Annotated in this window: 12 protein-coding genes; 7 read left to right on the top strand and 5 right to left on the bottom strand. The window is 59.7% G+C overall.

The genetic code is table 11. From position 1 onward, the window contains the following. Positions 1-132: 132 nt before the first annotated feature. From AC1DIG_RS10660 to purE, 4 genes are all read right to left on the bottom strand, one after another. The gene (locus AC1DIG_RS10660; RefSeq protein WP_216740919.1) at positions 133-669 is read right to left on the bottom strand and encodes a DUF3299 domain-containing protein; all 537 of its coding nucleotides are present in this window, start codon (positions 667-669) and stop codon (positions 133-135) included. Between the two features lie 87 nt (positions 670-756). Further along, positions 757-1002, bottom strand: a complete 246-nt coding sequence (locus AC1DIG_RS10655) for a GlsB/YeaQ/YmgE family stress response membrane protein (RefSeq protein WP_477767272.1) — start codon at positions 1000-1002, stop codon at positions 757-759. A gap of 106 nt (positions 1003-1108) precedes the next feature. Further along, complete coding sequence (locus AC1DIG_RS10650) at positions 1109-2191, bottom strand: 5-(carboxyamino)imidazole ribonucleotide synthase (protein ID WP_477767271.1); 1083 nt, start codon at positions 2189-2191, stop codon at positions 1109-1111. Between the two features lie 11 nt (positions 2192-2202). Continuing rightward, the gene (gene purE, locus AC1DIG_RS10645; RefSeq protein ID WP_019694319.1) at positions 2203-2694 is read right to left on the bottom strand and encodes a 5-(carboxyamino)imidazole ribonucleotide mutase; all 492 of its coding nucleotides are present in this window, start codon (positions 2692-2694) and stop codon (positions 2203-2205) included. A 383-nt stretch (positions 2695-3077) separates the two neighbouring features. Here purE and AC1DIG_RS10640 point away from each other — a divergent pair, with 383 nt between their 5' ends. Further along, on the top strand, positions 3078-3770 hold the full coding sequence (locus AC1DIG_RS10640) for a hypothetical protein (protein WP_477767270.1): 693 nt from the start codon (positions 3078-3080) through the stop codon (positions 3768-3770). 13 nt (positions 3771-3783) lie between these two features. On the opposite strand, the gene AC1DIG_RS10635 is transcribed toward AC1DIG_RS10640, so the two are convergent. After that, positions 3784-4692, bottom strand: coding sequence for a LysR substrate-binding domain-containing protein (locus AC1DIG_RS10635; protein ID WP_477767269.1), 909 nt, complete (start codon positions 4690-4692; stop codon positions 3784-3786). A 180-nt stretch (positions 4693-4872) separates the two neighbouring features. Here AC1DIG_RS10635 and AC1DIG_RS10630 point away from each other — a divergent pair, with 180 nt between their 5' ends. From AC1DIG_RS10630 to AC1DIG_RS10605, 6 genes are all read left to right on the top strand, one after another. Continuing rightward, a complete protein-coding gene (locus AC1DIG_RS10630; protein WP_477767268.1) occupies positions 4873-6297 on the top strand; it encodes an aspartate ammonia-lyase in 1425 nt (474 codons plus the stop codon). Between the two features lie 486 nt (positions 6298-6783). Continuing rightward, complete coding sequence (locus tag AC1DIG_RS10625; protein ID WP_477767267.1) at positions 6784-8235, top strand: alanine/glycine:cation symporter family protein; 1452 nt, start codon at positions 6784-6786, stop codon at positions 8233-8235. Between the two features lie 164 nt (positions 8236-8399). Then, positions 8400-9404 (top strand): asparaginase, encoded by a 1005-nt coding sequence (locus AC1DIG_RS10620; protein WP_477767266.1) that lies wholly within the window; start codon positions 8400-8402, stop codon positions 9402-9404. A 163-nt stretch (positions 9405-9567) separates the two neighbouring features. Beyond that, positions 9568-10560 (top strand): AraC family transcriptional regulator, encoded by a 993-nt coding sequence (locus tag AC1DIG_RS10615; RefSeq protein WP_477767265.1) that lies wholly within the window; start codon positions 9568-9570, stop codon positions 10558-10560. 302 nt (positions 10561-10862) lie between these two features. Further along, a complete protein-coding gene (locus AC1DIG_RS10610; protein WP_477767264.1) occupies positions 10863-11894 on the top strand; it encodes a histone deacetylase family protein in 1032 nt (343 codons plus the stop codon). A gap of 12 nt (positions 11895-11906) precedes the next feature. Beyond that, complete coding sequence (locus AC1DIG_RS10605; RefSeq protein WP_477767263.1) at positions 11907-13007, top strand: polyamine ABC transporter substrate-binding protein; 1101 nt, start codon at positions 11907-11909, stop codon at positions 13005-13007. Positions 13008-13079 lie beyond the last annotated feature (72 nt).

Genomic DNA, 13079 nt, shown 5'->3' with positions numbered 1-13079 from the left:
ACACCATCAACCACTGTGGGAGCGAGCTTGCTCGCGATGAGGCCATAACATCCAACATCTATGTTGGCTGTTACACCGCCATCGCGAGCAAGCTCGCTCCCACAGTGGATTGCACCAGGCTTACAGGTGCGTTTACAGATCCGACTCTTTGACCACCCGCACTTTCGCCGCATCCAGTGCATAGGCCGCATCGGCCAGGTCGTTGTTGACCTTCTCGATCTTCAGCGTGCCGGTGACCCACAGCGGTGTGTAGATATCGTCCAGCTTCAAGCCCTTCGGATAGCGCACCAGCACCAATTGGTTAGGCGGTGGTGGCGGGACGTGGATACAGGCGCCCGGGTACGGCACCAGGAAAAACAGCGTGCTGCGACCTTTGGCGTCGGTTTCCAGCGGCACGGGATACCCGCCAATGCGGATGTTCTTGTCGTTCATCGACGCCACGGTTTTGGTCGAATACATCACCGCCGGCAAGCCCTTGCTCTGCTTCAGGCCACCCTTGTCGGTAAAGGTGCCGTTGGCTTCGGGCGAGTTGTGGTCGATTTCAGGCATGGCCTCGAGGGCTTTCTGGTCCGACTTGGGCATCAGTTCGAGCCAGTCGGTTTCCGGCAGTTCGCCGGCATGGGCCAGGCCAGTGCCCAGCAATAAAAGAGTCAACAGAAGACGGCGCATGAAAATGCTCGGCAAAGGGAAGTCAGTAAGTCGTCGAGCATTCTAGCCCTCTCGGCCCGTGCAGCAGAGAGGGCTTTGTCGCTTGAATCAGCTCTTTTTGACGAAGCCGTAGATCACCAGCAAAACAATCGCGCCCACCAGTGCACCGATGAAGCCCGCACCCTGGCCAGCCTGATAGATACCCAGCGCCTGGCCGCCGTACGTGGCCGCCAGCGAACCGCCGATGCCGAGCAGGATGGTCATGATCCAGCCCATGCTGTCGTCACCTGGCTTCAGGAAACGAGCCAGCAGGCCAACGATCAATCCGATGAAGATGGTTCCAATAATGTGCATGGCGTTTCCCTCTGAATGATGTAGGTATGCCAAAGCCTAGTCAGGCTTTGGCATCCTGCCATCAGAGAACGACGGCGACCGAAGGTTCCGTCGTTGCCAGATGAAACTATTCGGTGATCAGCGCTTCGACCTTGAGGATCTGCTGCGCAAGCGTCTCCCTGTCGGCGCAACGCAGGTTGGCGTGACCGACCTTGCGGCCGACCTTGAACGCCTTGCCATAGTGGTGCAAATGGCAATCGGCGATGGCGATGACCTTCTCCACCGGCGGTACCACACCGATGAAGTTGAGCATCGCGCTCTCGCCGACCTTGGCGGTCGAACCCAGTGGCAGGCCGGCCACGGCACGCAAGTGGTTTTCGAACTGGCTGCACTCGGCGCCTTCGGTGGTCCAGTGCCCGGAGTTGTGTACGCGCGGGGCGATTTCGTTGGCCTTGAGGCCACCGTCGACTTCAAAGAACTCGAATGCCATCACGCCGACGTAATCCAGCTGCTTGAGCACGCGGCTGGAGTAATCCTCGGCCAGGGCTTGCAACGGATGGTCGGTGCTGGCCACGGACAACTTGAGAATGCCGCTGTCGTGGGTGTTGTGGACCAGCGGGTAGAACTTCGTTTCACCATCGCGAGCGCGCACGGCGATCAGCGAGACTTCACCGGTGAACGGCACGAAGCCTTCCAGCAAGCAGGCCACGCTGCCCAGCTCGGCGAACGTGCCGACCACATCGGCCGGCGTGCGCAGGACTTTCTGGCCCTTGCCGTCGTAACCCAGGGTGCGGGTTTTCAGCACGGCGGGCAGGCCGATGGTGGCTACCGCAGCGTCCAGATCGGCTTGCGACTGGATATCGGCGAAAGCCGGCGTCGGAATGCCCAGGTCCTTGAACATGCTCTTTTCGAACCAGCGATCGCGGGCGATGCGCAGCGCTTCGGCACTCGGGTAAACCGGAACGAATTGCGACAGGAAGGCCACGGTTTCGGCAGGGACGCTTTCGAACTCGAAGGTCACCAGGTCGACTTCATCAGCCAACTGACGCAGGTGATCCTGATCGCCGTAATCGGCCCGCAGGTGTTCACCCAGCGCGGCTGCACAGGCATCCGGCGCGGGGTCCAGAAAAGCGAAGTTCATTCCCAGCGGCGTACCTGCCAGGGCCAACATGCGACCCAACTGGCCGCCACCGATTACACCGATCTTCATCGTCAACAACCTCAGGCGATGCGTGGGTCTGGATTGTCCAGGACGCTGTCTGTCTGCTCAGCACGGAAGGTTTTCAGCACCGCATGGAATTGCGGGTGCTTGGCGCCCAGGATACTCGCCGAGAGCAGGGCTGCGTTGATCGCGCCGGCCTTGCCGATGGCCAGGGTAGCGACCGGGATGCCCGCAGGCATCTGCACGATCGACAGCAGCGAATCGACGCCCGAAAGCATCGACGACTGCACCGGTACGCCCAGCACCGGCAGGTGGGTCTTGGCCGCACACATGCCAGGCAAGTGGGCCGCGCCGCCGGCACCGGCGATAATCACCTCGATGCCACGGGCCTCGGCCTCTTCGGCGTACTGGAACAGCAGGTCCGGGGTGCGGTGGGCAGAGACCACTTTCACCTCGTAAGGGATGCCGAGCTTTTCCAGCATATCGGCGGTGTGGCTAAGGGTGGACCAATCGGACTTGGAGCCCATGATCACGCCAACCAGTGCGCTCATCGTCGTGCCTCTTCTCTCTGGGCGCCCGCAGGCGCGTCAAAAAACAACAAGCCACGCGGAATGCGTGGCTTGATTGTACGAATTATGGCCAGTCAAACCGGCCGAAGGCCGCGCAGTATACCGTAAAGATACCGATAAACAGCCCCCTTAACGACCATCTGTCACATGACTGATTTCGGCCAAAATCCGACAAATTTACTGACTTGGAAGTCAAAGAAAAAAGCGCTCTTATTTACGCCTCAGTGAACTCAACATTCCACACCTTCTGATACACAACTCACCAATACAAATTACTTAATAAACACTATTAATACCCGCCGTGTTTTCACACACCACACCCGAAAAAATATTAACACTACTATTAATAAGTTTGAGATTGTTCTATGCCGCACTTATTCAAATTTTTACTGCCGATACTATTAATACCAATGGTCATTCAAACGACCTACGCAACCGTCATAAAGGACGAAACACCCTGGCCCTCCGATCAATCCGTTCATCCCAGAAGTCTGGCTACTGTCCCCGTAGGAAAACGACCGATATTCATTTTTGCATTTGTGCACGATGATGTTCCCGAGTCGAAAATCCCGTCGATTTACCCAGAGCATTTTCTGCCGATGGTCAAAGAGTTGAAGATTGCAACCGGCCGTGACGTATCGGTCAAGTTTATCCGTAATGCTCCACCCTATACCTCCTACGCGTACCAGGGCGAAAACGAGACTTCATATTATGGATGGAAGATTCTTGGAGAGCATTACCGCGACAATAACAACCTTCCATTTGGCAGAACTACAAAGTTCCTGCTGCTCACCAACGACTGGATGAATAGCCATGCACTAGGTATTGCAGGCGAAGGCCAACAATTCGGGCTCGCCACTGTAGCCAGCAAACAAATAGTCGGCCATGAAATGGGGCACATGCTTACTGCGCAACACGAACTATCTGAAATCAGATACAACGGCTGGCTGTGTGAAACATTCATGATTCCTAAAGTGAATCCTCTTTACTCCAACTGCTTTGTGTATACCGACCCCAACCGTACACGCATCAACAACTTCCTGGCTGACACCCCGTAACATAAACGCTCCATCAATTACTTCCCGCTGCGCCACCTTCCAGCTTGCGCCACAACAACCGCACATTGGCCTTGCGCACCAGCGCGCAGCGGTACAGGCGAATCTCCAGTGGCACGTGCCATTGCGGGCCACCGCAGACCACCAGTTCACCGCGCGCCAGTTCGGCTCGCACGCTGAGTTGCGGCACCCAGGCGATACCAAGACCTTCAAGGGCCATGCTTTTCAGGCTGTCGGCCATGGCAGTTTCATAAATGGTGGTGAAACGCAGCGCGCGCTGGCGCAGCAGCATGTTCACCGAGCGCCCGAGAAATGCCCCGGCGCTGTAGGCCAGCAGCGGCACGCTGGCCTCGCCTTCGAGATCAAACAGCGGCTTGCCGTCGGCATCGGCCGCACAGACCGGAAGCATCTCGGTATCGCCCAGATGCAGCGACGGGAAAATCTCCGGGTCCATTTGCATGGCCGCATCCGGGTCGTAAAACGCCAGCATCAGATCGCAGCCGCCTTCGCGCAGGGCATGCACAGCGTCGCCCACGTTGGTCGCCACCAGCCGCGTGGCGATGTTCAAGCCTTCGTTGCGCAGTTGCGCGATCCAGCGCGGGAAGAAACCCAGGGCCAGGGAGTGCGCGGCTGCGACTTGCATCACTTCGCCCTGCCCGCCTTCAAGGTGATGCAAATGCCTCAGTACTTCGCCGAGCTGCTCGACCACTGTGCGAGCCGTGACCAGGAACAACTGCCCCGCTGCCGTTAACTCGATGGGCGTGCGCGAGCGATTGACCAGAGTCAGCCCCAGCGCGGCTTCCAGGCTGCGGATCCGCCGGCTGAATGCCGGCTGAGTCACAAAACGCCGTTCGGCGGCCTGCGAAAAGCTGCGGGTGGCGGCCAGGGCACTAAAGTCCTCGAGCCATTTGCTTTCCAGATTCATCACGTCCTCCCGGACACGCACCAATTTAGGTCACACGCTCGCCGTACACACGGCGTCACATGGGCATTATGCCGAATGTGCATAGGGCAGTGCTTAACAGCATTGGCCCAAAATTTTCCACAAGCCTAGCATTCGCAGCGTTCCGGCACCGACCGGGTCCATATCGAGATGATTTCTATCATGTCCTCCGCTGCATCTTTCCGCACAGAAAAAGACCTGCTTGGCGTACTCGAAGTACCGGCTCAAGCGTATTACGGCATCCAGACCCTGCGAGCGGTGAACAACTTCCGTCTCTCCGGCGTTCCGATTTCGCATTACCCGAAGCTGGTTGTGGGTCTGGCAATGGTCAAGCAGGCTGCTGCTGACGCCAACCGCGAGCTGGGTCACCTGAGCGACGTCAAGCACGCTGCCATCAGCGAAGCGTGTGCCCGTCTGATCCGCGGCGATTTCCACGAAGAGTTCGTGGTGGACATGATTCAAGGCGGCGCTGGCACTTCAACCAACATGAATGCCAACGAAGTCATCGCCAACATCGCGCTGGAGGCCATGGGCCACAGCAAGGGCGAATACCAATACCTGCACCCGAACAACGACGTGAACATGGCGCAGTCGACCAACGACGCCTACCCGACGGCTATCCGCCTGGGTCTGCTGCTGGGTCACGACGCCCTGCTGGCCAGCCTCGACAGCCTGATCCAGTCGTTCGCGGCCAAAGGTGAAGAATTCAGCCACGTTCTGAAGATGGGTCGTACCCAGCTGCAAGACGCCGTGCCGATGACCCTTGGCCAGGAATTCCGCGCCTTCGCCACCACCCTGAGCGAAGACCTGGCACGCCTGAAGACCCTGGCTCCGGAACTGCTGACCGAAGTGAACCTGGGCGGCACCGCGATCGGTACCGGCATCAACGCCGACCCGCGCTACCAGCACCTGGCCGTTGAGCGTCTGGCACTGATCAGCGGTCAACCGCTGGTACCGGCCGCCGACCTGATCGAAGCCACTTCCGACATGGGCGCCTTCGTGCTGTTCTCCGGCATGCTCAAGCGCACCGCGGTCAAGCTGTCGAAGATCTGCAACGACTTGCGCCTGCTGTCCAGCGGCCCACGCACCGGCATCAACGAAATCAACCTGCCAGCGCGTCAGCCAGGCAGCTCGATCATGCCAGGCAAGGTCAACCCGGTTATTCCTGAAGCCGTTAACCAGGTGGCCTTCCAGATCATCGGTAACGACCTGGCACTGACCATCGCGGCCGAAGGCGGCCAGTTGCAACTGAACGTGATGGAGCCGTTGATCGCCTTCAAGATCTTCGACTCGATCCGCCTGCTGCAACGCGCCATGGACATGCTGCGCGAGCACTGCATCGTCGGCATCACCGCCAACGAAGCCCGCTGCCGTGAACTGGTCGAACACTCGATCGGTCTTGTCACCGCGCTGAACCCGTACATCGGCTATGAAAACGCCACCCGCATCGCCCGTATCGCTCTTGAAAGCGGCCGCGGCGTGCTGGAACTGGTGCGCGAAGAAGGCCTGCTCGACGACGCGATGCTCGCCGACATCCTGCGCCCGGAAAACATGATTGCTCCGCGTCTGGTACCACTGAAAGCCTAACGCTGTAGTTACTGCTCACCAGGTCGAGGGACTAGACACCTCTCACCTTTTGAGGGCCTGGAGATCATTCTCCAGGCCCTTTTTTTTAACTTGTTTGCAACAAAGCAGAACCTGTGGGAGCGAGCTTGCTCGCGATAAACGATGACGCAGTTTTCCTGAAAAAMTGCGGCGCCGGCATCGCGAGCAAGCTCGCTCCCACATGAGCCTGACTCGAAAAAGTCAGGTGTTTCAAAGGCTTCGTTTCACCGTTCGCACCACAACTGTGCAGACGGGCGCCGCACTGATAGGTATAGTGCCGCCCCTCTTCGCGTGAGCGGTCGTCGGTAACGAGACCCAAACCCATGCGAAACCCGAACTAATAACAAACCCGCGATATGGATCCGGGACGAACTTCGCCCCACCCGCTGTGCCGTGTGCACACCGGTGTAACGCGATGTGTCTGACCGACCAGCATTTGCCTACACAAAAAACAGCGAGGAATAATCCATGCTCGAAGTCATCAACGACTTCCTCTCAGGGAAAGTACTGATCGTGCTCATTGTCGGGCTCGGTAGCTACTTCACGATCCGCTCGCGTTTCGTACAGCTGCGTCACTTCTTCCACATGTTCTCGGTCTTCCGCGACAGCCTGCGCAGCAGCTCCGGTCAACTCAGCTCCTTCCAGGCACTGATGCTCAGCCTCGCCGGCCGCGTCGGCGCCGGCAACATCGCCGGTGTCGGCATCGCCGTGACCCTCGGCGGTCCAGGTGCAGTGTTCTGGATGTGGGTAACCGCACTGGTCGGCATGTCCAGCAGCTTCTTCGAATGCTCCCTCGGCCAGCTCTACAAGCGCTGCGACTCCGAAGGCCAGTTCCGTGGCGGCCCGTCCTATTACATCCAGCACGGCCTGCAGAAACGCTGGTTGGGGATGATCATGGCGTTCCTGCTGCTGATCACCTTCGGCTTCGCCTTCAACGGCCTGCAAGCCCATGCCGTGACGCACTCGCTGAACAATGCCTTCGGCCTGAACACCACCTACACCGGTCTCGGTCTGGCCGTGTTGCTGGGCCTGGTGTTCATCGGCGGGATCAAGCGCATCGCCGCGATCGCTGACCTGCTGGTGCCGGTCAAGACACTGGTCTACATCGCCGTGACCCTCTACGTGATCGTGCTGCAATTCGATCACGTGCCGGGCATGCTGATGACCATCGTCAAAAGTGCCTTCGGCCTGGACCAGGCCTTCGGCGGCCTGATCGGCAGCGCCATCATCATGGGCGTGAAGCGTGGCGTGTTCGCCAACGAAGCGGGCCTGGGCAGTGCACCGAACGTGGCCGCTGTGGCCTCGGTCGAGCACCCGGTTGCACAAGGCGTGGTTCAGGCGTTCAGCGTGTTCCTCGACACCTTCGTGATCTGCACCTGCACCGCGCTGCTGATTCTGCTGTCGGGTTTCTACACCCCTGGCTTTGAAGGTGACGGCATCGCCCTGACCCAGAACTCCCTGGCAGCTGTCGTCGGCGATTGGGGCCGGATGTTCATCAGCGTCGCGCTGGCGTTGTTCGTATTCACCTCGATCCTCTACAACTACTACCTGGGCGAAAGCAACCTGCGCTTCCTGATCGGTGACAACCGTAAAGCGCTGATGGGCTATCGCGCATTGGTCCTGGTGCTGATCTTCTGGGGCGCTATCGAGAACCTCAGTACGGTGTTCGCGTTTGCCGACATCACCATGACCATGCTGGCGTTCGTCAACCTGATCGCGCTGTTCCTGCTGTTCAAGGTCGGCATGCGCATCCTGCGCGACTACGATGACCAGCGTTCTGCCGGCATCAAGACGCCAGTGTTCGATTCGAGCAAATTCCCGGACCTGGACCTGGACCTCAACGCCTGGCCAGCCAACCCGCCAGCCGCTGCTCCAAAGGCCGATGCCGAGCCGCAAGGTGTACCTGCAGCGCAACGCTGATGGGTAAACGACGGGCGCATCCCCTGCGCCCGTCAGCTAAAATGAACTACTTGTGGGAGCGAGCCTGCTCGCGATAGCGCACTGGCAGTCGACATAGCGGTGTCTGACATACCGCTATCGCGAGCAGGCTCGCTCCCACAGTCATCTCTTGCGGAGACCACCTGATGATTTCCAATTCCTACCCTGCCGCCCAGCACGTCATGGTGCTCTACACCGGTGGCACCATTGGCATGCAAGCCAGCGCCAACGGTCTGGCCCCGGCGTCCGGTTTCGAAACCCGGATGCGCGACTACCTGCATAGCCAGCCTGAGCTGGTAGTGCCGAACTGGCGCTTCCGTGAAATGACCCCGCTGATCGACAGCGCCAACATGACCCCGGCCTACTGGCAGCGCCTGCGCGACGCGGTCATCGAAGCGGTTGAAGTCGACGGCTGCGACAGCGTGCTGATCCTGCACGGCACCGACACCCTGGCCTACAGCGCCGCCGCCATGAGTTTCCAATTGCTTGGCCTGCACGCGCGCGTGCTGTTTACCGGCTCCATGCTGCCGGCTGGCGTGCCTGACAGCGATGCCTGGGAAAACCTCGGCGGTGCGCTGGTCGCCCTTGGCCAAGGCCTGGCACCGGGCGTGCAGTTGTACTTCCACGGCGAGCTGCTGGACCCGACCCGTTGCGCGAAGATTCGCAGCTTCGGTCGGCATCCGTTTGCCCGTCTGCAACGCCAGGGCGGTGGAGCCAAGGCAGTTCCGATTCCTTCGCAACTGAATTACCACCAACCCAAGCAACTGGCCAAGGTTGGCGTGCTGCCACTGTTCCCCGGCATCGGCGCCGAACAACTCGACGGTGTACTCAACAGCGGTATTCAGGGGTTGGTGCTGGAATGCTTTGGCAGCGGCACCGGGCCGAGTGACAACCCCGAATTTCTCGCCAGCCTTGCGCGGGCGTGGGATCAGGGGATCGTGGTGGTCGCGATCACCCAGTGCCATGAAGGCGGGGTTGAGCTGGACGTCTACGAAGCAGGCAGCCGTCTGCGAGGCGTAGGCGTATTGTCCGGCGGCGGCATGACCCGTGAAGCAGCGTTTGGCAAATTGCATGCGCTGCTGGGTGCAGATCTGGATACCGCTGAGGTTCGACGGCTTGTAGAACTCGACCTTTGCGGCGAACTGATCTGACACCACGCAAAACCTGTGGGAGCGAGCTTGCTCGCGATAGCGGTCAACCATTCAACATTGTTGTTGACTGATACACCGTCATCGCGAGCAAGCTCGCTCCCACAAGTTTGTGGCCCGGCATATAACTTGCTCCATTCCAGCTAACCCAAAGCTGGAATCGCCCATGCTCCACTCCCACCTCACCACCCTCAACGCCGTTTCCCTGGTGCTCAATGCCTTCAAGGCCGATGGGCTTTCAAGTGAGGCGCTGTTGGCCGGCAGCGGCATCAGCGCCGCGGATCTGAGCCGCGCCGACACCCGAATCACCACCAACCAGGAAATGCAGGTCTGCGCCAACGCGGTCGCGCTCAAGCGTGACATCGGCCTGGAACTTGGGCGGCGGATGCATGTTTCGTCCTACGGCATACTCGGTTATGCCCTGCTCACCAGTGCCACCTTCGGTGACGCTTTGCGCCTGGCGCTGCGCTATCCGGCGCTGTTGGGAACACTGTTCGAGCTGAGCCTTGAGGAAGATGGCGACCGAATCTGGTTCGCCGCCGCCGATTACCGGGAAAATCCGGCGCTGGCGGTGTTCAACGCCGAGTTCTGCCTGGTCTCGCTGAAAGTCATCTGCGACGACCTACTCGGTCATCCCTTGCCGCTGCTAGGTGCCCGTTTTGAACATTCGGCACCGGATTATCAGGCCAGCTACGCAACGCACTTTGATTGCCCCCTGCGCTTCGACTGCACCGATAACGCCTTCGCCTTCGACAAACACTGGCTAGACCAGCCCTTGCCGCTGGCCGACATCATCACCCATCAGGCCATGGCCGAACGCTGTCGCAAGCAGAACACCGAATTCACCGGACGCCAGGCGTGGCTGGGGCGGATCCGCCAACTGCTCGCCGCCCAACTCGACGCCGCGCCAGGCCTTGAAGGCCTGGCGGAACAGATGAACTGCTCGGCGCGGACTCTGCGTCGACACCTGAAGGACCTGGGGTGCAGCTATCAGGAATTGCTCGACGAACTGCGCTTTGAGCGGGCCAAGCAGATGCTGTACGAAGATCAATTGCCGATCTATCGCATCGCCGAGGCGCTGGGCTTCAGCGAGACCGCAAGTTTCCGCCATGCGTTTGTGCGCTGGAGCGGCGTGGCGCCGAGCCAGTTCAGGCCTTGAGTGCTGCGGTATCCTGGCTACCGTCATCGCGAGCAAGCTCGCTCCCACATTGGATCTGTGATCAACGCAAATCCTCTGTGGGAGCGAGCTTGCTCGCGATAGCGTCCTCAAAAACACTCGGAATCCCGCAGACTGCTCAGCATTCCATGCCCTGAGCCGGCGCACGCTCGCGCCAATAAGGGGCGAATTTCGGTCATAGGTTTTGGCCATATCCATCCCCTTTTGGCCTTTCCTGCCGTTCTCTGAATCGCTGCACGCCGCAAGACTGTGTTCAACCGAATCAGCCTGCGGAGAACAAGAAAATGCTGACGATCTACTCGGACGATCACCACCTGCACCACGGACGCTGCGAATTGATGGATGGGCAGCTGATGCCCTGCTTCGAAATGCCCTCGCGGGCCGACCACGTTCTGGCGCGCGTTCAGTCCCGCAACCTGGGGCCGGTGGAAGCGCCGCAGGATTTCGGTCTGGGGCCGATCCAGCGCATTCACAGCGACGACTACCTGACGTTCTTCAAAGGTGCCTGGCAGCGCTGGACCGAGTTCGAACGCGACGGTGATTTGCTGCCCTACACCTGGCCGGCCCGCACCCTGCGCACAGTCATCCCGAAAAGCCTGCATGGCCAACTCGGCTATTACAGTTTCGACGGTGGAGCACCGATTACCGCCGGCACCTGGCAAGCAGCGTATAGCGCGGCGCAAGTGGCGCTGACCGCCCAGGCCGCGATCCAGCGCGGCGCCCGCAGTGCATTTGCCTTGTGCCGTCCACCGGGACATCACGCTGCCAGCGACTTGATGGGCGGTTATTGCTACCTCAACAACGCTGCCATCGCCGCACAGGCCTTCCTCGATCAAGGCCACAAGAAAGTCGCGATCCTCGACGTCGACTACCACCACGGCAACGGCACCCAATCGATTTTCTATCAACGCGGCGATGTGCTGTTCGCCTCGATTCACGGCCACCCGGAAGCTGAATTTCCATTCTTCCTCGGTTACGAAGACGAGCGCGGCGAAGGCGCAGGTGAAGGGTTCAACTTCAACTACCCGTTGCCTGCAGGTTCCGGCTGGGACACCTGGAGCGCGGCGCTGGAGCAGGCCTGCAAAGAGATTGAGCGCTACGGCGCCGACATCGTGGTCGTGTCCCTGGGCGTGGACACCTTCAAGGACGACCCGATCTCCCAGTTCAAGCTCGACAGCCCGGATTACCTGGCGATGGGCGAACGCATCGGCGCCCTTGGCAAGCCGACCCTGTTCGTGATGGAGGGCGGCTACGCGGTGGAAGAAATCGGCATCAATGCCGTGAACGTTCTCGAAGGTTTCAAAAGCGCCCAATGAGGAATTAGAACAATGAATCAACTCAAGCGTTTGATCGTCCCGGCTCTGTGCACAGCAGTTCTCAGCACTGCTGTGCATGCTGAAGAACGCACCTTGCGGGTCTACAACTGGTTCGACTACATCACCCCCAAGGCACTGGAAGACTTCAAGGCCGAGAACACCAAGGTCAAACTGGTCTACGACATTTTCGATACCAACGAAGCGCTGGAAGCCAAACTGCTCACCGGCAACTCCGGTTACGACGTGGTGGTGCCGTCCAACGTGTTCCTCGCCAAGCAGATCGAAGCCGGGGTATTCCAGCCGCTGGACCGCAGCAAACTGCCGAACTGGAACCACCTCGATCCCAAGCTGATGAAGCTGATCGAAGCCAACGACCCGGGCAACAAATTCGCCGTGCCCTACATGTACGGCACCATCCTGATCGGCTTCAACCCGGACAAGGTCAAGGCCGCGCTGGGTACCAACGCACCGGTGGACAGCTGGGACCTGATCTTCAAGGAAGAGAACATCAGCAAACTCAAGCAGTGCGGCGTGGCCCTGCTCGATTCACCGTCGGAGATTCTGCCGCTGGCCCTGCAGCACCTGGGCCTGGACCCGAACAGCAAAAAGCCTGCGGACTACGACAAGGCTGAAGCGTTGCTGATGAAGATTCGCCCGTACATCACCTACTTCCACTCGTCCAAGTACATGGCCGACATCGCCAACGGTGATATCTGCGTCGCCGTCGGTTACTCCGGCAGCTTCTCCCAGGCCGCCAACCGCGCCAAGGAAGCCAAGAACGGGGTGATCGTCGACATGCGTCTGCCGAAGGAAGGCGCGCCGATCTGGTTCGACATGCTCGCGATCCCGAAAGGAGCGAAAGATCCGGAAGACGCCTACACCTTCATGAACTACCTGTTGCAACCGAAAGTCATCGCGCCGGTCAGCGACTTTGTCGGCTATCCGAACCCGAACAAGGACGCCACGGAAATGGTCGACCCGGCGATCCGCAGCAACCCGAACCTGTACCCGACCGAAGCGGCGATGAGCACGCTCTACACCCTGCAACCGCTTCCGCGCGATGCGGAACGGGCGCGGACCCGGGCCTGGACCAAGATCAAGTCCGGCACCTGAAACACTCACGTCGCTGAAACCGAAGACCCGCACATGTGCGGGTCTTTTCGTGACGGAGACTCAACCCTTCAG

It is taken from the genome of Pseudomonas sp. 05N431 (assembly GCF_056397005.1).
The sequence above is the reverse complement of the archived record's forward strand: the minus strand, read 5'-3'. Positions and strand labels throughout refer to the sequence as shown.